This is a genomic window from Pseudomonas libanensis (assembly GCF_001439685.1).
Lineage (GTDB): Bacteria > Pseudomonadota > Gammaproteobacteria > Pseudomonadales > Pseudomonadaceae > Aquipseudomonas > Aquipseudomonas libanensis.
Genome location: NZ_JYLH01000003.1, coordinates 24,698 through 50,215 on the forward strand (window position 1 = coordinate 24,698; position 25,518 = coordinate 50,215).

Annotated in this window: 23 protein-coding genes and 1 other RNA gene; 11 read left to right on the forward strand and 13 right to left on the reverse strand. The window is 61.0% G+C overall.

Annotated features, from left to right (window positions below):
• Positions 1-77 precede the first annotated feature (77 nt).
• From TU73_RS05465 to TU73_RS05480, 4 genes are all read right to left on the reverse strand, one after another.
• Positions 78-1,295, reverse strand: coding sequence for a 2-octaprenyl-3-methyl-6-methoxy-1,4-benzoquinol hydroxylase (locus tag TU73_RS05465; protein WP_167347558.1), 1,218 nt, complete (start codon positions 1,293-1,295; stop codon positions 78-80).
• Between the two features lie 61 nt (positions 1,296-1,356).
• The gene (ubiH, locus tag TU73_RS05470) at positions 1,357-2,544 is read right to left on the reverse strand and encodes a 2-octaprenyl-6-methoxyphenyl hydroxylase (RefSeq protein WP_057011353.1); all 1,188 of its coding nucleotides are present in this window, start codon (positions 2,542-2,544) and stop codon (positions 1,357-1,359) included.
• On the reverse strand, positions 2,541-3,863 hold the full coding sequence (pepP, locus tag TU73_RS05475) for a Xaa-Pro aminopeptidase (protein ID WP_057011354.1): 1,323 nt from the start codon (positions 3,861-3,863) through the stop codon (positions 2,541-2,543). Before pepP ends, ubiH begins: the two co-directional genes overlap by 4 nt.
• 20 nt (positions 3,864-3,883) lie before the next feature.
• Positions 3,884-4,441 carry a YecA/YgfB family protein gene (locus TU73_RS05480; protein WP_057011355.1) on the reverse strand — a complete coding sequence of 186 codons (558 nt, stop codon included), beginning with the start codon at positions 4,439-4,441 and terminating at the stop codon, positions 3,884-3,886.
• A gap of 138 nt (positions 4,442-4,579) precedes the next feature.
• Here TU73_RS05480 and TU73_RS05485 point away from each other — a divergent pair, with 138 nt between their 5' ends.
• The 4 genes from TU73_RS05485 to TU73_RS05495 all read left to right on the forward strand — a co-directional run bounded on the left by TU73_RS05485 (position 4,580) and on the right by TU73_RS05495 (position 5,999).
• Positions 4,580-4,789, forward strand: a complete 210-nt coding sequence (locus tag TU73_RS05485) for a TIGR02449 family protein (RefSeq protein WP_003177365.1) — start codon at positions 4,580-4,582, stop codon at positions 4,787-4,789.
• On the forward strand, positions 4,786-5,103 hold the full coding sequence (locus tag TU73_RS05490) for a cell division protein ZapA (RefSeq protein WP_057011356.1): 318 nt from the start codon (positions 4,786-4,788) through the stop codon (positions 5,101-5,103). Before TU73_RS05485 ends, TU73_RS05490 begins: the two co-directional genes overlap by 4 nt.
• A gap of 30 nt (positions 5,104-5,133) precedes the next feature.
• A non-coding RNA gene (gene ssrS / locus TU73_RS28065) (6S RNA) lies at positions 5,134-5,312 on the forward strand.
• 57 nt (positions 5,313-5,369) lie between these two features.
• The gene (locus tag TU73_RS05495) at positions 5,370-5,999 is read left to right on the forward strand and encodes a 5-formyltetrahydrofolate cyclo-ligase (protein WP_057011357.1); all 630 of its coding nucleotides are present in this window, start codon (positions 5,370-5,372) and stop codon (positions 5,997-5,999) included.
• 13 nt (positions 6,000-6,012) lie between these two features.
• Here the strand turns inward: TU73_RS05495 and TU73_RS29115 are convergent, their stop codons facing one another.
• A complete protein-coding gene (locus TU73_RS29115) occupies positions 6,013-6,162 on the reverse strand; it encodes a hypothetical protein (RefSeq protein WP_010207387.1) in 150 nt (49 codons plus the stop codon).
• 195 nt (positions 6,163-6,357) lie between these two features.
• Between TU73_RS29115 and TU73_RS05500 the strand changes: the two genes are divergently transcribed.
• The 4 genes from TU73_RS05500 (at position 6,358) to TU73_RS05515 (ending at position 11,674) form a co-directional block, all read left to right on the forward strand.
• The gene (locus TU73_RS05500; RefSeq protein ID WP_057011358.1) at positions 6,358-6,807 is read left to right on the forward strand and encodes an EVE domain-containing protein; all 450 of its coding nucleotides are present in this window, start codon (positions 6,358-6,360) and stop codon (positions 6,805-6,807) included.
• Positions 6,808-6,876: 69 nt separating this feature from the next.
• Positions 6,877-7,842, forward strand: a complete 966-nt coding sequence (locus TU73_RS05505; RefSeq protein WP_057011359.1) for an HlyD family secretion protein — start codon at positions 6,877-6,879, stop codon at positions 7,840-7,842.
• Positions 7,839-10,556 (forward strand): ribosome-associated ATPase/putative transporter RbbA, encoded by a 2,718-nt coding sequence (rbbA, locus tag TU73_RS05510; protein WP_057011360.1) that lies wholly within the window; start codon positions 7,839-7,841, stop codon positions 10,554-10,556. Before TU73_RS05505 ends, rbbA begins: the two co-directional genes overlap by 4 nt.
• Complete coding sequence (locus TU73_RS05515) at positions 10,556-11,674, forward strand: ABC transporter permease (RefSeq protein WP_057011361.1); 1,119 nt, start codon at positions 10,556-10,558, stop codon at positions 11,672-11,674. The genes rbbA and TU73_RS05515 overlap by 1 nt, the downstream gene beginning before the upstream one ends.
• Before the next feature lie 109 nt (positions 11,675-11,783).
• On the opposite strand, the gene TU73_RS05520 is transcribed toward TU73_RS05515, so the two are convergent.
• Entirely contained in the window at positions 11,784-12,191 is a 408-nt protein-coding gene (locus TU73_RS05520; protein WP_057011362.1) for a flagellar basal body-associated protein FliL, read from the reverse strand.
• Positions 12,192-12,341: 150 nt separating this feature from the next.
• Here TU73_RS05520 and TU73_RS05525 point away from each other — a divergent pair, with 150 nt between their 5' ends.
• Both TU73_RS05525 and glpT read left to right on the forward strand, forming a co-directional pair.
• Complete coding sequence (locus tag TU73_RS05525) at positions 12,342-13,319, forward strand: NADPH:quinone oxidoreductase family protein (RefSeq protein ID WP_057011363.1); 978 nt, start codon at positions 12,342-12,344, stop codon at positions 13,317-13,319.
• Positions 13,320-13,606: 287 nt separating this feature from the next.
• Positions 13,607-14,944: a glycerol-3-phosphate transporter gene (glpT, locus tag TU73_RS05530; RefSeq protein ID WP_043046949.1), complete on the forward strand. Its 1,338-nt coding sequence runs from the start codon at positions 13,607-13,609 to the stop codon at positions 14,942-14,944.
• Here glpT and TU73_RS05535 read toward each other — a convergent pair.
• Together TU73_RS05535 and TU73_RS05540 are read right to left on the reverse strand one after the other, a co-directional pair.
• On the reverse strand, positions 14,941-15,594 hold the full coding sequence (locus TU73_RS05535) for a gamma-glutamylcyclotransferase (protein ID WP_057011364.1): 654 nt from the start codon (positions 15,592-15,594) through the stop codon (positions 14,941-14,943). The two genes, glpT and TU73_RS05535, sit on opposite strands and share 4 nt — an antisense overlap.
• 27 nt (positions 15,595-15,621) lie before the next feature.
• Entirely contained in the window at positions 15,622-18,009 is a 2,388-nt protein-coding gene (locus TU73_RS05540) for a TonB-dependent receptor plug domain-containing protein (protein WP_057011365.1), read from the reverse strand.
• A gap of 326 nt (positions 18,010-18,335) precedes the next feature.
• Between TU73_RS05540 and TU73_RS05545 the strand changes: the two genes are divergently transcribed.
• Positions 18,336-18,818, forward strand: coding sequence for a hypothetical protein (locus TU73_RS05545; RefSeq protein WP_057011366.1), 483 nt, complete (start codon positions 18,336-18,338; stop codon positions 18,816-18,818).
• 121 nt (positions 18,819-18,939) lie between these two features.
• On the opposite strand, the gene TU73_RS05550 is transcribed toward TU73_RS05545, so the two are convergent.
• The 5 genes from TU73_RS05550 to trxA form a co-directional block, all read right to left on the reverse strand.
• Positions 18,940-19,908: a CDP-6-deoxy-delta-3,4-glucoseen reductase gene (locus tag TU73_RS05550; protein ID WP_057011367.1), complete on the reverse strand. Its 969-nt coding sequence runs from the start codon at positions 19,906-19,908 to the stop codon at positions 18,940-18,942.
• Entirely contained in the window at positions 19,908-21,374 is a 1,467-nt protein-coding gene (gene ubiD, locus TU73_RS05555) for a 4-hydroxy-3-polyprenylbenzoate decarboxylase (RefSeq protein ID WP_057011368.1), read from the reverse strand. The genes TU73_RS05550 and ubiD overlap by 1 nt, the downstream gene beginning before the upstream one ends.
• 59 nt (positions 21,375-21,433) lie before the next feature.
• The gene (locus TU73_RS05560; RefSeq protein WP_057011369.1) at positions 21,434-23,416 is read right to left on the reverse strand and encodes an acyltransferase family protein; all 1,983 of its coding nucleotides are present in this window, start codon (positions 23,414-23,416) and stop codon (positions 21,434-21,436) included.
• Between the two features lie 156 nt (positions 23,417-23,572).
• A complete protein-coding gene (gene rho / locus TU73_RS05565; RefSeq protein ID WP_003176825.1) occupies positions 23,573-24,832 on the reverse strand; it encodes a transcription termination factor Rho in 1,260 nt (419 codons plus the stop codon).
• A gap of 236 nt (positions 24,833-25,068) precedes the next feature.
• A complete protein-coding gene (gene trxA, locus TU73_RS05570; protein ID WP_003213989.1) occupies positions 25,069-25,398 on the reverse strand; it encodes a thioredoxin TrxA in 330 nt (109 codons plus the stop codon).
• Between the last annotated feature and the right edge of the window lie 120 nt (positions 25,399-25,518).

The window sequence follows — 25,518 nt, forward strand, 5'->3', positions numbered from 1 at the left end:
TGCACAGCCTGAATATGCGCGAGGATTGAGTGCCTTATCGGGGGCAAGCCCCCTCCCACAGGGGACTGTATTTCAATTCAGGGTTTAGCGAGTTCTGGTAGATCGCCAGTCAAACCTAGCGCCTGGCGCACAAACACCGCCTTGGCTTCGGGCATCTGGTCGACGATTTTCAAGCCGGCGTTACGCAACCAGCGCAGCGGCAGTTGATCAGCCTGGAACAGACGCTCAAAGCCTTCCATCGCCGCCATCAACGCCAGGTTGTGCGGCATGCGCCGCCGCTCGTAACGGCTCAGCACCTTCACGTCCGCCAGGCGCTCGCCGCGCTCGGTGGCCGCCAGCAACACTTCGGCCAGCACCGCCGCGTCGAGGAAGCCCAGGTTCACGCCCTGCCCTGCCAACGGGTGGATCACATGGGCCGCGTCGCCGATCAACGCCAGGCCCTCGGCCACATAGCGTTTGGCATGGCGCTGGCGCAACGGCACGCAGACGCGCGGGTCGGCGCTGATCACAGTGCCCAGGCGCCCTTCGAAGGCGCGCTCCAGCTCCCGGCAGAAGCGTTCATCATCCAAGGCCATCAGGCGCTCGGATTCAGCCGGGGTAGTCGACCAGACAATCGAACACCAGTCTTCCTGACCATCACGCACCAGCGGCAGGAACGCCAGCGGACCGGTATCGGTAAAGCGTTGCCAGGCCGTGCGCTGGTGCGGCTGGCTGCTGCGCACGCTGGTGACGATGGCGTTATGCAGGTAATCCCACTCGCGGGTCGGGGTGCCGGTCAGGCGGCGTACTGCGGAGTTGGCGCCATCGGCGGCCACCACCAGCGGCGCACGCAACTTGCGGCCGTCGGCCAGGGTCAGCAGCCAGTCATCGCCGGAGCGGCGCATCTGCTCAAGGCGCGCATTGGCCAGCAGGCCGAGGTCGCAGTCGTGCAGGCGCTCCAGCAAGGCATCCTGCACGACGCGGTTTTCGACGATATGCCCGAGCACCTCGGCATGCACGCTGGCCGCCGAGAAGTGGATCTGCCCGGTGCCGCTGCCGTCCCACACCTGCATCTCGCCGTAGGGGCTGGCGCGACGTGCGACGATGCCGTCCCACACGCCCAGGCGCTCGAGGATGCGCTGGCTGGCAGCCGACAACGCGCTCACCCGCGGCTCAAACGCCGCATCCGGCTCGAACGGTTTGACGCTCAACGGGCTGCCGTCGAGCAGCAGCACCTGCAACCCACTGCCCTGCAACGCCAGCGCCAGGGCGCTTCCGACCATTCCGGCCCCGACAATCAGCACATCTGCGTGCATGTCCATGCTTTAAGCCTTGTCTCGTGTGCGGCACAGGCCGCCGATAAAGTAGTGGGCCGGTTCAAACATCGGCGCGCGTGCCCAGGCCCATGGCCTGGCGGGCGAACCAGCGTTTGGCCGGCGGCAACAGGTCCAGGCCCAGCAGGCCCAGGTTGCGACCCAGCGCCATCAGCGGCTGGCCGCTGCCAAACAGGCGCGTGACCTGGTCAGAGAAACCCACGGTGAGTTGCTGGTCCAGGCGCTGGCGCTCGCGATAGCCTTGCAGGGTCGCCAGGTCGCCCGGCACGGCCGGGCCGGCCAGCAAGGCCTCGGCCAAGGCATTGGCATCGCGCAGGGACAGGTTGAAGCCCTGCCCGGCAATCGGGTGCAGGCTGTGCGCCGCATTGCCAAGCACCGCCAGGTGCGAGCGCACTTGCTCTTCGGCTTCCACCAGGGTCAGCGGGTACAGGTGACGGGCACCCACCTGCTTGAGGGTGCCCAGGCGATACCCGAACACACCCTGCAATTCGCTCAGGAAGCTGCGCTCGTCAAGACTGGCCAGGCGCTGGGCGTCCATGCCGACGCGGGTCCAGACCAGCGCGCAACGGTTGTCCGGCAGCGGCAGCAAGGCCATCGGCCCTTCATCGGTAAAGCGCTCGAACGCTTCGCCATTGTGGGCTTCGCTCGGGGTGATGTTGGCGATCAGTGCGCTCTGGTTGTAGGGCCGGGTCTTCACGCCAATGCCCAGTTGCTCACGCAAGCCGGAGCGGCCGCCATCGGCCAGTACCGCCAGGTCGCACTCCAGCACGGTTTCATCGTTGAGGGTCAGGCGATAGCCATCGGGCAGCGGCTCCATGCGCGTGACCTCTGCCGGGCAACGCCAGCTCACCACGTCCTTGTCCAGGCCTTGCCACAGGCATTGGCCGAGCCAGGCGTTTTCCACCACATACCCCAGGGCCGGCACGCCCTCCTCTATCGCAGACAAACGTGCGGTGGAGAAACGACCACGGTCCGATACATGGATCTGCTTGATCGGCTCTGCACGTCGGGAAATGGCTTGCCACAGGCCCAGACGCTGGTAAATCTGGCGCGCACCAAATGACAGCGCAGAAGAGCGCGCATCGTAGCTCGGCTGGTAGCTGTCGCCCGGTGCAAAGGGTTCGATCAGCACAATCTTCCAGCCCCGCGCCTTGGCCCCGGGTTGCAATGCCAGCGCCAGGCTGGCGCCCACCAGGCCACCGCCGATAATCGCCAGGTTGACCCGGCTCATCGGGCAGCCGCCATCAGCGCTTCGATCTCGGCAACGGTCTTGGGCACGCCGCCAGTCAGGATTTCACAGCCTTGCTTGGTCACTATCACGTCGTCCTCGATGCGTACGCCAATGCCACGCCATTTCTTTGCCACGTTCTGGTTATCCGGGGAAATATAGATGCCCGGCTCCACGGTCAAGGCCATGCCAACTTCCAGCACCCGCCACTCACCGCCGACCTTGTACTCGCCCACATCATGCACATCCATGCCCAGCCAGTGGCCGGCGCGGTGCATGTAGAAAGCGCGGTAGGCCTCGCTGGCGATCAGCTCGTCGACGTCACCTTGCAGCAGCCCCAGCTTCACCAGCCCGGCGGTGATGACCTGCACGGTCGCCTCGTGGGCCTGGTTCCAATGTTTGTTCGGCGCGATCTGCTTGAAGGCGGCTTCCTGGGAGGCCAGCACAATCTCGTAGATCGCCTTTTGCTCGGGCGAAAACTTGCCGTTGACCGGCCAGGTGCGAGTGATATCGCTGGCGTAGCAGTCGATCTCACAACCGGCGTCGATCAGCACCAGGTCGCCGTCCTTGAGCAGCGCGTCATTCTGCTGGTAATGCAGGATGCAGCTGTTGCGCCCGGCGGCGACGATGGAGCCATAGGCCGGCATTTTCGCGCCGCCCTTGCGGAATTCGTAATCCAGCTCGGCTTCCAGGCTGAACTCATGCAGCCCGGCACGGCTGGCCTGCATTGCCTTGACGTGGGCCGCACAGGAAATTCGCGCCGCCTCGCGCATCACCTTCACTTCTGCCGCCGATTTATACAGGCGCATATCGTGGAGCAGATGATCCAGGGCAACGAATTCGTTCGGTGGCTGGGCGCCCAGGTGCGCCTTGGAACGGATCACGTTGATCCACTCCATCACATGCCGGTCGAATTCGGCGTTGCTGCCCATGGCCGAATATACCCGGTCGCGGCCTTCGATCAGGCCGGGCAGGATGTCGTCGATATCTGTGATAGGGAATGCGTCGTCGGCGCCAAAGTCGCGGATCGCGCCTTCAGTGCCGGCGCGCAGGCCGTCCCACAGCTCGCGCTCAGCGTTGCGCTCACGGCAGAACAACACGTATTCGCCGTGCTGGCGACCGGGCATCAGCACGATCACCGCTTCGGGTTCGGGGAAGCCGCTCAGGTACTGGAAGTCGCTGTCCTGGCGGTACACGTGCTCGACATCGCGGTTGCGGATGGCCACGGCGGCGGCCGGCAGGATCGCGATGCTGTTGGGTTCCATCTGCGCCATGAGCGCCTTGCGGCGACGGGTGTATTCCGCTTTGGGGATATGAATCATGGGCAGATGGGCTTCCTTTCTTAGTGCAACGACGGCTTGACCGCGACCGGTTCAGCGGACTTTCGGGTCTCAGTGAACAGCAGCAACGGCGCGACGCGCAGGTACTCCATGACTTCCATGTAGTCGCCTTCGCCGTCTTCGGATTCCTCCAGGGCATCTTGCACCTGGGAAATGGCGGCCAGGTCCTGCAGCACTTCCTTGGCGTCGGTGCTCAGCTCCAGGCCGCCGGCGTTAACGCCGAAACCGTGGAGGAAACCCTGGCACCACTGGCCCAGGGCGGCAGCGCGCTCGGTGAGCGGCGCGTCATCGGTCGGCAGCAGCAGGACCACGGTGACGTCGTCACCGGTCAGCTCTCCCTTGACCATCTCCTGCAGGCCGATCAGCGCGTTGCGCACGTTTTCGTTGGGTTCGGTTTCCAGCAGCTCGGCTACATCAGCCAGCCAGTTGTCGGCATCAAAGCCCACGCCGGTGCAACTGCGGCCCAACAGCACGCCGTGCAGTTCGGCAGGCGAGCATGGGTGACCGCTGGTGCTCAGCAGTTTGGAAAAAGCGTCGTACGGGGAATTCTGAATGGGCATGGTGAGCTAGGCGCCAGACGGCGCAATGTCTAGAATGGAGCGCTGTATCCTAGCACCGGCAGACGCACCAAGACTATCGAGGGCGTCAGATCGTTTATCCTGCAGTTGCCATTCATCAGACAAATCCAGTGGAACCCAATGGAAGACACCGACCTGCAAGCGCTGATGGCCAGACTCGAACTGCTAATTGATCGGGTCGAGCAACTAAAGAGTCAAAACGGACTCCTATTAGCTCAGGAAAAGACCTGGCGCGAGGAACGCGCTCACCTCATTGAAAAAAACGAAATCGCCCGGCGTAAGGTCGAATCGATGATTTCGCGCCTGAAGGCCCTGGAGCAAGACTCATGAGTTCAAGCAATAGCGTAACCGTGCAGATCCTCGACAAAGAATATTCGATCATCTGCCCCCAGGAAGAACGCAGCAACCTGGTGAGTGCTGCCCGTTACCTGGACGGCAAGATGCGTGAAATCCGCAGCAGCGGCAAAGTCATCGGCGCCGACCGTATCGCCGTGATGGCCGCGCTGAACATTACCCACGACCTGCTGCACAGGCAGGAACGCCCTGACGTGCAGGCCAGCGGCTCGACGCGTGAGCAGGTACGTGACCTGCTCGAACGCGTGGATCTGGTGCTTTCCACCGATTCCGACGCACCCAAGGGCTGATTGCCGAGTCTGTTTAAGGTATACTCGCGTCACTCCCTGGCGTGTTTGCCAGTCGGCGATGTCCCTGAGCCGATTCGCACTACCCTGGAAGTTGCACGTTGGGCTGGTGTGCATGTCCGCTAGACGGAAAGCCTTAAAGCCTACTGCTTCTTCCACCTTGAACTTTCGGGTTCAAGGGCTAAGTCGACAGCGGCTCTGTCGGGGAGCCTGAATTTTCAAACTCAATGCCAGTCCCAGGACTGGCATTGTTTTATGAGCCGAAAACCATGACCGAACCTGCGCCGCTTTCCCGTCCGCAACTTCGACGCATGTTGCGCAAGGCCCGCCGGGCACTCACGCCGAGCGAGCAGCGCCAGGCCGCCCTTGGGGTGTATCGGCAACTGGCACAGCACCCGCTGTTTCGCCGGGCCAAACATATTTCCTTATATTTACCGACGGACGGTGAAATCGATCCGCGCCTGCTGCTGCGTGCTGCCCAGCGCCGGGGCAAGGCCACCTATCTGCCGGTGCTCAGCGCCTGGCCGCGCACCAAGATGGTGTTCCAGCGCGTGCGGCCTGGGGAAAAGTTGTTGCCCAACCGCTTTCGCATTCTTGAGCCACGGGTTAATGCCCATCGCCAACGCCAGGTCTGGGCGTTGGATTTGGTGCTGTTGCCGCTGGTGGGCTTCGATGATGCGGGCGGGCGCCTGGGCATGGGAGGCGGGTTCTACGACCGCAGCCTGGCCTATCTGGCCCGCCGCCATAGCTGGCGCAAGCCGACGCTGCTGGGGCTGGCCCACGAATGCCAGAAAGTCGGGCGACTGGCGCAGGCAAGCTGGGATGTGCCGTTGGCGGGGACGGTGACCGATAAGCAGTGGTATGTCGCAGAAACGCCGCTGGAAACAGCGGCGCCTTAGTTAATGCTTCGAGTTAACGCTTGAACGGTTGTGGCTGCTGCTGAGCCAGTTCAACCGGTGCATCGGTCTTGTTCGACCAAAGGCTCTGGGCATAACCGGTGGTCACGACGCCCAGACCAAACAAAATAACCAAAATCCATAGTAAATCCGGTTTACGTTGCATCGATTGCCCCCCTTCAGGCACCTCGTACACGATGACAACAACGTTCCAAAGTAGTCCGTTGCAGCTGCGTCAAGCCTAAAAGCGCGCATTCTGCGGTAACGTGAACCAACACGCAAACCTTGACGCCAACCGACTGTCGGTTTGCTGATGGAATTGCCTGACAACTTGCCCAATGACTTTTTCAGGAGCCCAAAAATGGCCTACTGGCTGATGAAATCCGAGCCCGACGAACTCTCCATCACCGGCCTGGAAACGCTGGGCCAAGCGCGCTGGGATGGGGTGCGTAACTATCAGGCGCGCAACTTTTTGCGGGCGATGGCCGTGGGCGATGAATTTTTCTTCTACCACTCCAGTTGCCCGCAGCCGGGTATTGCCGGTATCGGCAAAATCATCGAGGCTGCCTACCCGGACCCCACTGCCCTGGAACCGGACAGCCCTTATTTCGACGCCAAGGCCAGCGCAGAGAAAAACCCGTGGAGCGCAATTACGGTGGCCCACGTCAACACCTTCCCCAAGGTGCTGAGCCTGGGCTATCTGAAGCAGCAAACCGCCCTTGCCGAAATGCCGCTGGTGCACAAAGGCAGCCGGCTTTCGGTCATGGCTGTCACGCCTGAACAGTGGGCGGCCATCCTTCATCTGCTTTAACTGACCGATATCAAGACCCTCACGGGGTAAACCCGTCACACTGGGACGCTAACGCCGCAGGATGCAGCCATGTCTACGAACCACCGTACCTCCCGTCTTTTCGCCATCGCCCTGATCGTCCTGCTGCTGGGGGCCGGCGCCTTTGGTTACTGGCGCTCGACCCAGGACCGCCTGCCCGAAGGCTTGAGCATGGGTAACGGGCGGCTGGAGTCCACCGAAGTGCAGATCGCCGCCAAGATTCCGGGCCGGCTGGCAGAAGTGCGCGTGGATGAAGGCGACACCGTGCTCAAGGGCCAGCTGCTGGCGCGCATGGACACTCGCACCCTGCAAGCCCAGCGCGCCCAGGCCGAAGCCGAGGTGTTGCGCGCCAAGGAAAACTTCGCCGCCGCCGAAGCCAACGTGCAGTTGCGCCAAAGCGAGCAACTGCTGGCCAGCCAGGAACTCAAGCGTACCCAGGAGCTGTACCGGCGCGGCTTCGCCAGCAGCCAGTTGATCGACCAGCAGCAGGCGCGCCAGAACACCGGCAATGCCGCGGTGATCGCCGCCCAGGCCCAGGTCAACGCGGTGAAGGCCGCCATCGGCGCAGCCCAGGCCCAGGTGGCCCAGCTCACCAGCGAAATCGATGACAGCAGCCTGCGTGCGCCCATCGACGGCATCATCCAGTTGCGCCTGGCCGAGCCAGGTGAAGTGCTCGGCGCGGGTGGGCGCGTGTTGCTGCTGATTGACCCCAATGACCAGTACATGAACCTGTACCTGCCCGCCTCCGTCACCGGTCGCCTGACCGTCGGCAGTGAAGCGCGCATTCTGCTCGACGCCCTGCCCCAGCAGGCGTTGCCGGCCAAAATCAGTTTTGTCGCGGCCAAATCCCAGTTCACCCCCAAGGAAGTGGAAACCCGCGATGAGCGGCAGAAACTGGTGTTCCGCGTCAAATTGCACCTGACTCAACCCAGTGCCGTGCCCCAAGCCAAACCGGGCATGCCTGGCGCGGGTTATGTGCGCACAGCCGATATCGACTGGCCGGCCAACCTGCAATGAGCGGCCTGGCGCTGCACGCCACGGGGATCAACCACCGCTACGGCAAGCAACAGGCACTGCTCGACATTGCCTTCAGCCTGCCGGCCGGCACCCGCTGCGGGTTGATCGGCCCGGACGGCGCCGGCAAATCAAGCCTGCTGGGGTTGATCGCCGGGGTTAAGAAGCTGCAGGACGGCCAGTTGCAGGTGCTCGGCGGCTCCATCCAAGACCGTCGCCATCGCAACAGCCTGTACCCGCGCATCGCCTTTATGCCTCAGGGTCTGGGCGGTAACTTGTACCCCGAGTTGTCCATCAGCGAAAACATCCGTTTCTTCGCCACCTTGTTTGGCCTGTCGAAAGCCGATTGCGACCAACGTATGCACAATCTGTTGCTCGCCACCGACCTCGCACGCTTTGCCGAGCGCCCGGCGGGCAAGCTCTCTGGGGGTATGAAGCAGAAGCTCGGCCTGTGCTGCGCACTGATCCATGATCCGGACCTGTTGATCCTCGACGAGCCCACCACCGGCGTCGACCCGCTGTCACGCCGGCGCTTCTGGGAGCTGGTCGACAGTGTACGCAGTGAGCGCCCGCAACTGACGCTGCTGGTGGCTACCGCCTACATGGAAGAGGCCGAGCAGTTCGAGCATTGCCTGATGCTCGACCGTGGCAGGTTGATCGCCGATGGGCTGAGCCGCGAACTGGCGATGATTACGCCCAGCGGCAAGCTGGATGAAGCCTTTACTCACTTCCAGGGCGACAGCGCCCACGACAACCAACCACTGGTGATTCCACCACGCACGGGCGACAACACCGATATCGCCATCCAGGCCCACGACCTGACCCTGCGCTTTGGCGATTTCACCGCGGTGAACAAGGTCAGCTTTGCCATTGGCCGCGGCGAGATCTTCGGCTTCCTCGGTTCCAACGGTTGCGGCAAGACCACCACCATGAAAGTCCTGACCGGGTTGATGCCGGCCACCGAGGGCAGTGCAATCCTGCTGGGCAAACCGGTAGACGCCAAGGACCTGGCCACCCGCAAGCGCGTGGGCTTCATGTCGCAAAGCTTCTCGCTGTATGGCGAGCTGAGCGTGCGCCAGAACCTGGTGCTGCATGCGCAACTGTTCGACCTGCCCAAGGCCGACAGCGGCCCGCGTATTGATGAACTGATCCAACGCTTCGACCTCGGTGGAGTCGCCGAGCAGCCCTCCGGCGAGTTGCCCCTTGGCCTGCGCCAGCGTTTGTCCTTGGCGGTTGCGGTGCTGCATCGCCCGGAAGTGCTGATCCTCGATGAGCCCACATCGGGCGTCGACCCGGCGGCGCGGGATGATTTCTGGCGGTTGCTGATCGAGTTGTCGCGGGAACAAGGTGTGACCATCTTCCTGTCCACCCACTTTATGAATGAAGCCCAGCGCTGCGACCGCATCTCCTTGATGCATGCCGGCAAAGTGCTGGCCTGCGACACACCCGAGGCGTTGCAACAGCAGTTCCACGGCGACACCCTGGAAGCGGCTTTCGTCACCTGCCTGGAACAGGCCCAAGGTGAACCCGAACCCGCCGCCCCCCGTGCAACCGTTAACGACACCCACGCGCCGCCGGTGAGCAAAAGCGGCTTCAGCCTGGCACGGTGGTCGGCCGTGGCCAGTCGCGAAGGCAAGGAGTTGCTGCGCGACAGAGTACGCATGGCTTTCGCCTTGCTCGGGGCGATGTTCATGATGGTGATCTTCGGCTACGGCATCTCCCTGGATGTGGAAAACCTCGCCTTCGCCGTCTATGACCAGGACCAGACCCCGCAAAGCCGCGCCTACCTGGAAGCATTTCGCAGTTCACGCTATTTCGCCGAGCAAGCTCCCATCCGCGACGCCAACGAATTGCACCGGCGCCTGCAACGCTCGGAAATCAAACTGGCCCTGGAGATCCCACCGGGTTTTGGCCGCGACCTGTACGCCGGGCGCCAACCGACCGTGGCTGCATGGATCGATGGCGGCATGCCGTTTCGCGCCGAAACCAGCCGTAACTACGTCGAAGCGGTACACCAAAGCAATCTCCAGCAGTTGGCCGAGTTGAGCAGCCTGCCCCGCAATACTCAAGCCGCCGTCAAGCTGGAAACACGCTTTCGCTACAACCAGGACGTGGTCAGCGTGAACGCTATCGGCCCGGGCGTGATGGCGCTGATCCTGGCATTTATTCCGGCGATGCTCACCGCCCTGGGTATCGTGCGGGAGAAGGAGCTGGGGTCAATCACCAACTTCTATGCCACGCCGCTGACACGCCTGGAGTTCCTCCTGGGCAAACAGGCGCCCTACCTGGCCGTCAGCCTGGTCAACCTGGCGCTGCTGGTGGCGATGAACCGCTGGTTGTTCGGTGTACCGTTCAAAGGCAGCGGCTTGACCCTGGCCTTCGGTGGCCTGTTGTACGTGCTGGCGACCACCAGCATGGGCCTGTTGATCTCGGCATTCACCCGCACCCAGATCGCAGCGATCCTCGGCACCATGATCATCACCAGCCTGCCGACCATCCAGTTTTCCGGGCTGATCGTGCCGCGCTCCTCCCTGGAAGGCGCAGCGGCGCTGATGGGCATGCTGTTCCCCGCCGGGCACTTCCTGGATATTGCGGTGGGCACCTTCACCAAGGCTCTGGACCTGCGGCAGCTGTGGCCGCAGTGCCTGGCGTTGTTCGGGTTTTTCGTCGGTTTCACCGGGCTGAGCCTGGTGATGCTCAAGAAGCAGGAGGCCTGATGCACAAGCTCGCCCATATCCTGCGCCTGGGGCTCAAGGAACTTACCAGCCTGCGCCACGACAGCGTGTTGCTGCTGTTTCTGTTCTACGCCTTCACCGTGGCGATCTACATGCCCGCTGCCGGTTCGGTGATTGGTGTGCACAACGCCAGCGTGGCCTTTGTCGATGAAGACCACAGCGCGCTCTCGCGGCAAATGGCCGAGGCCCTGCAGCCACCAGAGTTCCAGGCGCCGGCGCCACTGGCCTATGACCAACTGGACAAGGTCATGGACAGCGGCCAGTACACCTTCGTCGTCAATGTCCCGGCGAATTTCCAGGCCGACCTGTTGGCGGGGCGCCAGCCGGGTGTGCAGGTGAACGTCGATGCCACGGCCATGAGCCAGGCCTTTATGGGGGCCGGTTATATCGGGCGGATTTTCCAACGCGAACTGCTGACCTACAGCGGCCGGGCCGACGCTGCCGGCAAAGTCCCCGCCCTGCTGACTACCCGGGCGCTGTTCAATACCAACCTGGAAGGTGGCTGGTTCCTGGCGGTGATCCAGATCGTCAACAACATCACCATCCTCGCCATCGTGCTGACCGGCACCGCCCTGCTGCGCGAACGCGAACACGGCACCCTCGACCACCTGCTGGTGCTGCCCCTGACCGCGCTGGAGATCATGCTGGCAAAAATCTGGAGCAACATGCTGGTGGTGGTGTTGTGTACATGGCTGTCCCTGGAACTGGTGGTCAAAGGCTTGCTCGGCGTGCCGTTGGCCGGCTCGTTGAGCCTGTTCCTGCTGGTGACGGCGCTGTATCTGTTTGCGAGCACGGCACTGGGTATCTTCCTCGCCACCCTCGCCCGCTCGACGCCGCAGTTCGGCTTGCTGGCGATCCCGGTGATTATCCCGATGCTGTTGCTCTCAGGCGGCAGTACGCCGCTGGACAGCATGCCCGAATGGTTGCAGTGGGTGATGCAGGGCTCGCCGTCGACGCACTTTGTGAGCTTGAGTGCGGCGATTTTATTCAGGGATGCTGGGGTGAGCGTGGTGTGGCCGGATTTGCTGGCGCTGGCGGGGATTGGCTTGGTGTTTTTTGCGGTGGCGTTGGTGCGGTTTCGCAAAAGCCTGGCTTCCTGAGGCGCCTGGCAGGACCTCTTCGCGAGCAAGCCGCTCCCACATTTGATCGCATTCGAACTCGATCAAATGTGGGAGCGGGCTTGCTCGCGAATGGCGCGAAGCGCCGGCTTTACTGGATGATCAGGTTGTTGAAGAGCAGGTCCTCGACCACCGGCTTGCCGGTCTCATCGTTCATCACTTGCTGGGTTTGTTTCAGAGCTTCCTGGCGCAGCTTTTCCTTGCCTTCGACCGTACTCATGGCCTCGCTGGTCTGCTGGGTGAACAGCGCCACCAGTTGGTTGCGAATCAGTGGATCGTTGGCTTTGACCGCTGCGGCTGCTTCGGTGCCGGTCACGCGCAATGCGATGTCGGCCTTGTACACCTTGAGCTTCGCGGTGCCATCCAGGCCGTAATTGCCTACAAACGGCGGCGTCAGGCTGATATAGCTGACCTTCGGCGCCTCGCCTTCTTTGGCTTCCTCGGCCTGGGCTGCCATCGGCAACGTCAGGGCCAGCATCATCAGGATCCACGCTTTCACAGTTCATTCCTCGAATTCGGTTGCCCGGTAGCATAACGCTAGCAAGGCTGAGCACAAGCTTATGGCGGCTTATCAGGCCCGGGCATGCTCGTTGACCCGCGGGCGTACCCTCCTACACTTATCGGCCACGACACCAAAAGGAATAGTCCGATGAAAGCTGTGCTGTGCAAAGCCTTCGGCCCCGCCGAAACCCTGGTGCTGGAAGAAATCGCGAGCCCTGCGATCAAGAAGAACGAGATCCTGCTGGACGTGCACGCGGCCGGGGTGAATTTCCCGGACACCCTGATCATCGAGGGCAAGTACCAGTTCAAGCCGCCCTTTCCATTCTCACCCGGTGGCGAAGCGGCGGGCGTGGTCAGTGAAGTGGGTGAGAAAGTCAGCCACCTGAAAGTCGGTGACCGCGTGATGGCACTGACCGGTTGGGGCAGCTTTGCCGAGCAGGTCGCGGTGCCCGGCTATAACGTGCTGCCGATCCCGCCAAGCATGGACTTCAACACCGCTGCCGCCTTCAGCATGACCTACGGCACCTCGATGCACGCGCTCAAACAGCGCGCCAACCTGCAACCCGGTGAAACCCTGCTGGTGCTCGGTGCCTCCGGCGGCGTGGGCCTGGCCGCCGTGGAAATCGGCAAGGCCATGGGCGCCCGGGTGATCGCCGCCGCCAGCAGCGCCGACAAACTCGCGGTGGCCAAGGCGGCCGGCGCCGATGAGCTGATCAACTACAGCGAAGCCAGCCTCAAGGACGAGGTCAAGCGCCTGACCGATGGCAATGGCGCCGATGTGATCTACGACCCGGTGGGCGGCGACCTGTTTGACCAGGCCATCCGCGCCATCGCCTGGAACGGCCGCCTGCTAGTGGTGGGGTTTGCCAGCGGGCGCATTCCTGAACTGCCGGTGAACCTGGCATTACTCAAGGGCGCGGCGGTGGTCGGGGTGTTCTGGGGCTCGTTTGCCCAGCGCCAGCCGCAGGATAACGCGGCGAACTTTCAGCAGTTGTTTGGGTGGTATGCCGAGGGCAGGTTGAAGCCGTTGGTGTCGCAGGTGTATCCGCTGGAGCAGACGGCCCAGGCGATCAATGATCTGGGGCAGCGCAAGGCAGTGGGTAAAATAGTTGTCCAAACCCGATAACACACCTGGAATGCAACCCATGTGGGAGCTGGCTTGCCTGCGATAGCGGTGGGTCAGCTGCTACAGATGAACCTGAAAAACCGCCATCGCAGGCAAGCCACCACAGTAGTTACTCAGTGGTCTTAGGACCTAATCACGACCACCACTTATCCATTAGCGACATGTTCGTAAAAGAACATGCAATTGCTCGCGTTTCCTGTGTTTGCAGATAAGAGGCGATGCTATTTTCGGTAACGAAACTGTAACATTCGCATCCGCAGTCAAAACAAGAAATTTGGAGCTCTTGAATGTTTGCTTTCTTTCGTCCTGCCGCACACCAGGCGCCCCTGCCTGAAGAAAAAATAGACAGTACCTATCGACGACTGCGCTGGCAGATCTTCGCCGGTATTTTCTTCGGTTACGCAGGCTATTACCTGCTGCGCAAAAACTTCTCCCTGGCCATGCCCTACCTGATCGACGAGGGTTACACCCGCGGTGAACTGGGCCTGGCGATGTCGGCGATTGCGATTGCCTACGGCTTGTCCAAGTTCCTCATGGGCCTGGTCTCCGACCGCTCCAACCCACGCTACTTCCTGCCCTTCGGCCTGCTTGTTTCAGCGGGTGTGATGTTCATTTTCGGTTTCGCACCTTGGGCAACGTCCAGCGTGACCATGATGTTCATCCTGCTGTTCATCAACGGCTGGGCCCAGGGCATGGGCTGGCCGCCGAGTGGACGAACCATGGTGCACTGGTGGTCGCAGAAAGAACGCGGCGGCGTGGTGTCGGTATGGAACGTGGCGCACAACGTCGGCGGTGGCCTGATTGGCCCGCTGTTCCTGCTGGGCATGGCGTGGTTCAACGACTGGCATGCGGCGTTCTATGTGCCGGCTACGGTGGCCTTGGCGGTGGCGGCGTTTGCCTTCATCACCATGCGCGATACCCCGCAATCGGTGGGCCTGCCACCGATCGAGCAGTACAAGAACGATTACCCGGAAGGCTACGACGCCAGCCACGAAGACGAATTCAGCGCCAAGGAAATCTTCGTCAAGTACGTGCTGCGCAACAAAATGCTCTGGTACATCGCCTTCGCCAACGTGTTCGTCTACCTGTTGCGCTACGGCGTGCTGGACTGGGCGCCGACCTACTTGAAAGAAGCCAAGCACTTCACGGTCGATAAGTCGTCCTGGGCGTATTTCTTCTATGAGTGGGCCGGTATCCCTGGCACGCTGTTGTGCGGCTGGATGTCGGACAAGATCTTCCGTGGCAACCGCGGCCTGACCGGCATCGTGTTCATGGCCCTGGTGACCGTGGCGACCCTGGTTTACTGGCTCAACCCGCCGGGCAACCCGATGATCGACATGATCGCGCTGTTCTCCATCGGCTTTCTGATCTACGGCCCGGTAATGCTGATTGGCCTGCAGGCGCTGGAACTGGCACCGAAGAAAGCCGCCGGCACCGCAGCGGGCTTCACCGGTTTGTTCGGTTACCTGGGTGGTTCGGTGGCAGCCAGTGCGGCCATGGGCTACACGGTTGACCATTTCGGCTGGGACGGTGGGTTCGTGTTGCTGGTCGGTGCCTGCGTACTGGCGATCGCGTTCCTGATCCCCACGCTGTGGCACACCAACAGCGTCAGCTCGGCGCGTTAAGCACCCGGGCAATCCCTGGCACAACGCTTGAGCCGCGCCTCCAGGTTCTTATCTGGCATGGCGTGGCTACGCAGGGCGTTCACGGTCTGCTCGACATAATCGCGAGTGGTGCCGTAACGCCCGCAAGCGCTTTGCAGCACGTGATTGAGCACAATATCGGGCAAGTTGCCGGCATAGCTGGGCAAGTGCCGCTCCAACACAAACCCCAACGCCTGCACGGTACTGCCATCCTCCAATCGGCAGCTGAGCCAGTGTGGCCGATAAGAAGGGTAAGGCATCTCGCGCTGCCACAAGGCGTACAGCGAGGCCTCCAACTGGTCCTCCGGCAAGCGGTAGGCAAACCCGCTGCAGGATCCGCCGCGATCCAGCCCGAACACCAACCCCGGCAACTCCGGCGTACCCCGATGCTCGTGGGACCACAGGTACAAGCCGCGGTGATAACCGTGAACCCGTGCGCGCACCCGTTCGGTCGACGAACATTCAGGGCGCCAGATCAGCGAACCATAGGCAAACAGCCACACCGGCCCCCCCTTGTGCCGGGCCATGGTGGCCTGCATCGAGCTCATTAATTGTTCGTGAGTGAGTTGCGGCCCAAGATCGAGCCGCGGAGGGTAAGCCAACTGCAAAAGATCGGTTTCAATGGCGGTCATGGCGAAAAGCGGTGCGCCTCCTGTGTGTTACCAGTTGTAAGCAACTCTACCGTAATAAAACGCGCCGCTGTAACCGTACGGCGAAAAAGTGCTATAGGCCAGATTGCCGCCACTGCTGGCGTAGGCATTGACCTTTTCTGGGTATTTGTCGGTAACGTTGTCGCCCCCCAGGGTAAAGGTCCAATTCTTGAGCTTGTAGTCGGCTGACAGATCCAGCACCCAGGCGGCCTTGAAAGTCTGGTCGTTGATCTTGTCCGCCTGATAGCTGGTGAACTCGCCATAGCGCACCAGGTTGCTGTGCAGCGCCCAACGGCCGAAGGTGAAGTCGTTGCCCAGGCTCAGCTTGTGCTGGGGCGTGGTGTCACCGAGCAAACCGATACGCTCGCGACGATCCACTCGCACCAGATTGGCCCCCAGGCTGTCGAGGATCGCCGGGTTGGCTTTCACGTCGGTGACTTTGGTGTGGTTGTAGTTATAGCCCACGGTGCTGTTCCAACGGATGCCGTTATCGAACTGGTAACGATAGTTGGCCACCAGGTCGACACCATCGGTGCTGGTGTCCGTGGCGTTGGTGAAGTAACGGGCGGAGGTGTAGTTGATATTGCCGACACCGTTAGCTTGCAGGTAGGCAACCGTCGCCGGGTTGAGATTGAGGTTGGAGGACAGGCTGATGCGGTCGCGAATGTCGATGCGGTACACGTCGAGCGTGACGGTCAGGTCATCGGCCGGCTCCAGTACCAGGCCCAGGCTGTAGTTGCGCGACTTCTCGGCCTTGAGGTCCTCGGCACCGAGCAGGCGGGCCACCTGGCTGTTGGCCGGGAAGGTGCCAGCTTCCTGGATGGTGCTGCCGATCAGCTGCGACGAGGTGTAGGCAAAGTTCTGCTGGGCCAGGGACGGCGCACGGAAACCGTTGGAGAGACTGCCACGCAAGGCCACTTGAGGGGTGAAGTCATAGCGGGCTGACAGCGAGCCGCTGACGTTGGAGCCGAAGTCACTGTAATCCTCGTGGCGCACGGCGGCCGAGGCACTGAGTTTTTCGGTGAACTTGGTTTCCAGGTCCAGGTATTGCGCCCAGTTGTGCCGGGTACTGGTACCGGCATCGGCATCCCGGAAACCACCCAGGCCCGAACTGCCGGTCTGGTAATAGGAGGCAGGCTCGCCCGCTTCGATTTCATAGCCCTGATGCAGGTATTCACCGCCGAACGCCACGGAGACCGGGTACGGCAGCAAGCCCACGTCGAACTCACGGGACAGGTCCAAACTGACTTGTTTCTGGTCGTTGCTCAGGGTGCCGTTGTTAAACTTGCGCGGCGTCGCCAGGCCCAGGGAGGTGTTGATGGTTTCGGTGCCCAGCTCGTACTGATTCTTGCCGTAGTTTGCCGACAAGTCGTAATGCCAGTCGTAGGCCAATTGGCCGCGCAGGCCCACCACCAAAGAAGTGTCTTCCAGGTTGCCCTTGATCAGCGGCAAGTAGCCGTTGGGGTTGAGTGCGGCAATGTTATTGGAAGCGTTGCTGGCCCGGTAGAACGCCGCTGTTTCACCGCGGCGCTTGCTGTAGCCACCAAAGGTGTAGAACTCGGCTGCATCGCTGAAGGAATATTCCGAGTTGAACTGGAATTTCCCCTCATTGGTAGCCGGCTCGCCTTGACGGAACACACGCTGGCCGTAGGTGGTGGAGCCAATGCTGCCTGGTCGGTAATCGTTACCGGCACGGTTGGTATAATCGTTGTCGGCGCCTTCGGCCGACAGGCTGATAAAGCCGTTGTCGCCCAACGCCAAGCCAGTATTACCGCTGACATTACGCTGGATGCCGTCGCCTTTCTTGTACTCGCCGAACTTGGTGGAAATCGACCCGCCATGGTCGGCCTGCTTGAGGATCACGTTGATCACCCCGGCAATCGCATCAGAGCCGTAACGTGCAGAAGCACCATCGCGCAGCACTTCGATATGGTCCACCGCCGACAGTGGGATGGCATTCAAGTCCGCCGGGGCCGAACCGCGCCCAACGGCACCGCCCAGGTTGACGAAAGCACTGGTATGGCGGCGCTTGCCGTTGACCAGCACCAACACTTGGTCCGGCGACAAGCCGCGCAACTGCGCCGGGCGCACCAGCTCGGCGCCATCCACCAGGCTTGGCCGTGGGAAGTTGATCGACGGAATCAAGCGCGCCAATACGGCGCCCAGTTCGTCGGAGCCGGTGCTGCGTAGCGTCTCACCGGAGATCACATCGATTGGCGACAGCGAAGCACTTGCCGTGCGCTCCTGGGCTCGGGTGCCGGTCACGATGACGGTGTCGAGCCTGGGCGCATCGGCGGCGGATGTTTCGTCTGCCTGCACTGGATTGAACCCCACAACGGTCAGCAAGTTGGCCGACAAAATCGCCGTGTATAGCGTGTGTTTCTTGTAGCTCCCCATACCGCTCCCCTTTGAATCAAAAATAGAACTGCAATGCGTGAAGTTCGTACGATCGATCCGACTGGCGGGCGGTGGCGGTCAGTATCTGGTTATGGTCGGTGAAGTCGGTAGTCCGTTGCGATATAGCTTAAAGATATTCATCAACCAGAATAAATACCTTAAAAGAATAAGCAAAAGCATAAGCACGCTCGCCCATTCGTCAGGATCCACGCAGCTAATCCCGGTACTTTCAGCCCCGGTTCAGCCTGGGCGCGTGCCAAGCCGTCAAACTGGCGCGCCTATAACGACCCACTTAGCCGCTCATCAAATCGACTACCGAGGTCGCCATGAAAAAATTCCGATTGCCTGGCTTGTTATTGCTTGCCCAGGCCACCACTGCACTGGCTAGCGAAACACCAACGGCGACTGACGACAAAGGCTTCTGGTACGCCCAGACCAGCGTCTACACCCGGCACTTCGCACCCGACCCGCAACACAACAACAAACAGGACCTGATCGGCCTGGAGCGCAATGAGGCGTCGGGCCTGGTGTATGGCGGGGTGACCTTTCGCAACTCGTTCCGCCAGCGCTCGTACTACGCCTACGCGGGCAAGCGCTATGACATGGTCGACTACCCGGTGTATGCGAAATTGACCGGCGGGCTGCTCCAGGGCTATCGCGGCGAGTATCGCGACAAGATTCCGTTGAATCGATTCGGCGTGGCGCCAGTGATCATTCCGTCCGTGGGCGCCCACTATGGGCCGGTGGCGGCGGAGCTGGTGCTGCTGGGGTTCAATGCGGCGATGGTGACGACTGGCTTACGCTTCTGACACGACACCGTCCGCTGTGGGAGCTGGCTTGCCTGCGATGGCGGTGTGCCAGTCGGCAAATGAGACACTGACCCACCGCTATCGCAGGCAAGCCAGCTCCCACATTATCCAGCGTAAGGTTTCAGGGTCTTGGGGCATAGGCGAAGACGTCGGCACGCATGCGGTGCGCATCCATGCCGGCGTTGACCAATGCATCCAGGGTGCCGTAGATCATCGCCGGTGAACCGCTGGCATAGACATGCACGCTGTTGAGGTCGGCAATGTCCTCGCACACCGCTTCATGCAGCAAACCACAGCGGCCTTCCCAGCCGCACAGGTCGCTGACCACCTTGTGCAGGAACAGGTTGGGCAATTGCTGCCATTGCTCCCAATGCTCGATCTGGTAGAAATCTTCCGGGCGGCGTACGCCCCAGTACAGGTGCACCGGGTGCTTGAAGCCGGACGCACGGCAGTGCTCGATCAGGCTATGCATCTGCGCCATGCCGGTGCCGGCAGCCATCAGCACCAGCGGCCCGTCCGGCAACTCGGCCAGGTGGGTGTCACCGAACGGAAGTTCGACGCGAGCCATCTGGTTACGCTGCAATTGGTCGATGAGGTTGCGCGCGCTGTCCTCGCGGGCCAGTACATGCAGCTCCAACTCGCGTCCGGCGTTGGGCGCCGAGGCCAGGGAAAACGCCGATTTCTCGCCATTCTCCCGCTCGATCATCAGGTATTGCCCGGCGTGGTAACGTACTGCCTTGCCCGCCGGGGCACGCAGGCGTACACGCCACACATCGCCACCGACGTCTACGCACTCAATCAATTGGCACGACAATTTGCGCAACGGCAACTCTCCCGGCGCCAGTACCCCATCCCACAACACAACGCAGTCCTCCAAGGGTTCGGCGATACAGGTGTAGAACTCACCATGATCACGCACCTCGCCGGCTTGGCGTACCCGCCCTTCCACCAGCAACGCCGCACACACATGGCATACGCCATTGCGGCAGGCTTGGGGGCACTCATAGCCCAGGCGACGTGCGCCGTCGAGGATTCGCTCGCCAGGATCCAGCTCCAGCACAGCGCCGGAAGGTTGCAGGGTTACACGCATCAATCTATTCCCAATTCGTTCCAGATCGCATCGACACGCGCCGTGACGGCTTCATCCTTGACGATCACCCGGCCCCACTCGCGAGTGGTCTCACCCGGCCACTTGTGGGTGGCATCCAGGCCCATCTTCGAGCCCAGCCCCGAGACCGGCGAGGCGAAGTCGAGGTAGTCGATCGGCGTGTTATCGATCATCACCGTGTCGCGCTTGGGGTCCATGCGCGTGGTGACGGCCCAGATCACGTCGTTCCAGTCCCGGGCATTGATGTCGTCGTCAGTGACGATAACGAACTTGGTGTACATGAACTGTCGCAAAAACGACCACACACCCAACATGACCCGCTTGGCATGTCCCGGGTACGACTTCTTCATGGTCACGATCGCCATGCGGTACGAGCAACCTTCCGGCGGCAGGTAGAAGTCGGTGATTTCGGGGAATTGCTTTTGCAGGATCGGCACGAACACTTCGTTGAGCGCCACGCCGAGGATGGCCGGCTCATCCGGCGGACGGCCCGTGTAGGTACTGTGGTAGATCGGCTTGATCCGATGGGTGATGCGCTCGACGGTAAACACCGGGAAGCTATCGACTTCGTTGTAGTAGCCGGTGTGATCGCCGTAAGGGCCTTCATCGGCCATCTCGCCCGGGTGAATCACGCCCTCGAGGATGATTTCGGCGGTGGCCGGTACTTGCAGGTCGTTACCGCGGCACTTGACCAATTCGGTGCGGTTACCGCGCAGCAAACCGGCGAAGGCGTATTCGGACAGGCTGTCGGGCACAGGCGTCACGGCGCCGAGGATGGTGGCCGGATCGGCACCCAAAGCGACTGAAACCGGAAATGGCTGGCCGGGATGCTTCTCGCACCACTCACGGAAGTCGAGAGCGCCGCCACGGTGGCTCAGCCAGCGCATGATCACCTTGTTACGGCCGATGACTTGCTGACGGTAGATGCCGAGGTTCTGGCGGTCCTTGTTCGGGCCCTTGGTAACGGTCAGGCCCCACGTAATCAGCGGCCCAACGTCGCCCGGCCAGCAGGTTTGCACCGGGAGCATGGCCAGGTCGACATCATCGCCCTCGATGACCACTTCCTGGCATACCGCGTCCTTGACCACCTTGGGGGCCATGGCAATGATTTTGCGGAAGATCGGCAGCTTCGACCAGGCGTCCTTCAAGCCCTTGGGCGGCTCGGGTTCCTTGAGAAAGGCCAGCAATTTGCCGATCTCGCGCAGTTCGCTGACCGACTCGGCGCCCATGCCAAAGGCCACACGCTCGGGAGTACCGAACAGGTTGCCCAGCACCGGAATGTCAAAGCCGGTCGGTTTTTCGAACAGCAGCGCCGGGCCCTTGCTGCGCAAGGTGCGGTCGCAAATCTCAGTCATTTCCAGCACCGGAGAAATCGGCATCTGGATACGTTTCAACTCTCCGCGCTGCTCAAGTTGCTGCACGAAATCCCGAAGATCCTTGAATTTCATTAACCATGCCACCCGTAAAATAGGCGTACATCCTACCTGCTCTGAGGGCGGCTGGCAGCTTAATTGGCCGTCAGCCCTCGTGATTGCAAGGAACTGAACAATGGTTCCAGGAAGGCTTCGATGTGCCGGGCACCAACGTCTGACAGATGGTTATCGTCGGTATACAACGCTCGACCATTGAGTTCGACCCGGCACAAACCATCGGCGCCGCACAGCAGGGGCGCAGGGTCCAGCACCTTGACACCGCTGTCGCCCGCCGCCAGTTCGTCAAACAACTGCGTGATAAAGGCCTGGCGCTTCACATGCTCGGCTACGGCGAGCCCTTCACCCTCCACTGGCCGGTTCATCATCGCCAGGCGGCTGAGACGGTAAGGCACGATGATTTCCTGCAGCGGCACTTCCTTGACCAGCCATACCTGATGCCCGGCAGCACGCAAACTCTGGATGCGTTCACGCAGGCCCTGGGCAAAACGTTGCTCGGCGACGGCACGCACATACTGGCCAGTGCCGGGGTCCTTAAGCGCATGCTCCTTGTCACCCGACATTTGCCCATAGACGTACAGGCTCCAACGGGCCGCCAGCACCACGTCGCTGAACGCCTGCTCGGCCATGGCCTTCTCGACGCGACGGTTGAAGTGCGCGCATCGAGCAATATTCTCCAGGCCATCCAGCGGGATACAGCCGGCAAAACTGGCCTCTACCAAGCTGATATCGTGGCGATCAGCACCCTCTTTGAGCGCGGGTATCAGCGCAGTGGCGTGACTGTCGCCCCATACCAGCGCTGAAACAGATTGGCTTTTCGGACCGAAATGGCAGAACAGCCGATCATCGGGGGTGTCTTTGTCAGCCATGCACGCCAGCAGGTCCGGGCTCCACTTCTTGGCCTGGGCAAAACGCAATGCCTGTTCAGACAAGCGCGAAGGCACACCATCGAACTCACGTATCGCCAAGCCGGTAAAGCCAAGGGCCAGGATGCCGACCAAGGCTGAAGCCAGAATCGCCTTGCGCCCGGCCAGCAGGCGTTTTTCCCGGAACGGCGTTTCCACGAAGCGCCAGGACAGGTAGCCCAGCACCAGCGACAGCAGCATCAACCCGGCCAGTTCCAGGGCGCTCAAGCCATCCACTGCGGCATAGTTGGCGTACACGAAAACCGGCCAGTGCCAGAGGTACCAGGAATAGGAAATCAGCCCGATACCTACCATCACCCGCGTACTCAATAGGCGGCCGACCCAGGTGTGCTGCTGGCCGTTGGCCCAGATCAAGCCGACGACCCCCAGCACAGGCAATAGAGCGGTTGCGCCGGGAAACGGTGTTTTTGCGTCATAACCCAATACAGCGATCAGTATCAGTGCCATGGAGGCCAGGCTGACCCCTTGCGCCAAAGCGGGCGAAGCGCGCCACTCATGCTTGGGCAACACTGCCAGCATCGCGCCGGCCAGCAATTCCCAGGCGCGCAGATGCAACAGGAAGAAAGCTTTTTGCGGCTCATGCTCAACCGCCCAGACGCTCATGCCAAAAGACCCGAGCAACACCGCGAACAGCGCCAGGCGCCAGTGTTTCAGGCGGCTCGACAGCAACGCCAGCAACAGCGGGAAGAAGATATAGAACTGCTCCTCTACCGCCAGCGACCAGGTATGCAGCAAGGGTTTGATGTCTGAAGACACATCGAAATAGCCATGCTGACGCGAGAACAGCAAGTTGGAGGTAAACGTCACCTGATAGTGCGCCGACCGGCCCAACTCCTCGTAGTCTTTGGGCGCCAACAGAAACCAACCCACTGCCAGTGTCGCAGCGATCATCACAAACAGCGCGGGCAGGATACGCCGGGCGCGGCGAGCCCAGAAATCGATGAAACTGAAGCGGCCAGCCTGGCGCTCACGCCAGATAATTGACGTAATTAAAAAGCCGGAAATGACGAAGAACACATCAACGCCAACAAAACCGCCAGTAATGCCAGGAACGCCAAAATGAAATAATACGACTGCGAGGACAGCGATGGCACGCAGGCCGTCGATGTCTCTGCGGTAAGCAAGAGTGGTCATAAGGATGTGGTCAGTCTGTGACGAAAAGGATGAGCGTAGTCACGCGTCAATTTTTGTTACTAATCGGATACTTATGCCACAAATACGTACGAATCTCGACGCAAAAAAAATGGCGCCCCTTGAGGGGTGCCATTTTTTTGGACCTGAAACGCTGTATTACTTGCGCTTCATCGACAAGAAGAACTCGTCGTTGGTCTTGGTGGTTTTCAGCTTGTCGATCAGGAACTCGATGGCAGCCACTTCGTCCATCGGGTGCAGCAGCTTGCGCAGGATCCACATACGCTGCAGTTCGTCGTCTGCGGTCAGCAACTCTTCGCGGCGGGTGCCGGAACGGTTGATGTTGATCGCAGGGAACACACGCTTTTCAGCGATGCGACGGTCCAGGGGCAGTTCCATGTTACCGGTACCCTTGAACTCTTCGTAGATCACTTCGTCCATCTTCGAACCGGTTTCAACCAGCGCGGTGGCGATGATGGTCAGCGAGCCGCCTTCTTCGATGTTGCGAGCCGCACCGAAGAAACGCTTGGGCTTCTCCAGGGCATGGGCATCGACACCACCGGTCAGCACCTTGCCGGAGCTTGGGATCACGGTGTTGTAGGCACGCGCCAGACGGGTGATGGAGTCGAGCAGGATCACCACGTCTTTTTTGTGTTCGACCAGGCGCTTGGCCTTCTCGATCACCATCTCGGCAACCTGCACGTGGCGGGTTGGCGGCTCATCGAACGTCGAGGCAACCACTTCGCCGCGCACGGTGCGCTGCATTTCGGTCACTTCTTCCGGACGCTCATCGATCAACAGCACGATCAGGTGAACTTCAGGGTTATTACGTGCAATGTTCGCTGCGATGTTCTGCAGCATGATGGTCTTGCCGGCTTTCGGCGGTGCGACGATCAAGCCACGCTGGCCCTTGCCGATCGGGGCACACAGGTCGATTACACGACCAGTGAGGTCTTCGGTGGAACCGTTGCCGGCTTCCATCTTCATGCGCACGGTCGGGAACAGCGGAGTCAGGTTCTCGAAGAGAATCTTGTTTTTCGCGTTCTCGGGACGATCGAAGTTGATCGTGTCGACCTTGAGCAGGGCGAAATAACGCTCGCCTTCCTTCGGAGGACGGATCTTGCCAACGATGGTGTCACCGGTGCGCAAGTTGAAGCGACGGATCTGGCTCGGCGAGACGTAGATGTCGTCTGGGCCGGCGAGATAGGAGGCGTCTGCGGAGCGGAGGAAGCCGAAGCCGTCCTGGAGAATCTCCAGCACGCCATCACCGGAGATTTCCTCGCCGCTTTTCGCGTGCTTCTTGAGCAGGGAGAAAATCACGTCCTGCTTGCGCGAACGGGCCATATTTTCTATGCCCATTTCTTCGGCCAGCTGGAGCAGGTCGGTAATCGGCTTTTGCTTGAGTTCAGTCAGATTCATATAGGAATGACGTAATCATTTTATGGAGGGGGGAAATTAAGCTTTTGGCTTAATGAGGCCGCGCCGCAGAGAAGGCGACAGGATCGCGTACTAATCGAAAAAGGAATGCGTCGGCGACGGCTTGCAGGGGGCAGTGGAGAAACCAGTGCGGGACCGAATGTACCACCTGAGTTTCTGAGCGTCTAGCCCTGTTTCACGAAAAAGCCCCGCGATTTGCGGGGCTTTTTCGATGACGCTTAGATGTTCGCGTCGAGGAAAGCTTGCAGCTGGGACTTCGACAGTGCGCCCACTTTAGTGGCTTCGACGTTGCCGTTCTTGAACAGCATCAGCGTAGGAATGCCGCGCACGCCATGCTTGGCTGGGGTTTCCTGGTTGTCGTCGATGTTCAGCTTGGCGATGGTCAACTTGCCTTCGTAGGTGGTTGCAATGTCGTCCAGGACCGGAGCGATCATTTTGCAAGGGCCACACCATTCAGCCCAGTAGTCAACCAGCACCGGGCCTTGAGCCTTGAGTACTTCGGCCTCAAAGGTCGCGTCGGTGACGTGCTTGATAAGATCGTTGCTCATGGATGTCTCCGGAATGTAAGCAAAAAAAACGTGACCCATCATAGCCGCCCTTCCCTCGTTCAGGAAGTCGCGTCTGATTGAGTCTTGCTATGGTGCCCCATGAGTTTGGGTATAGCCCAA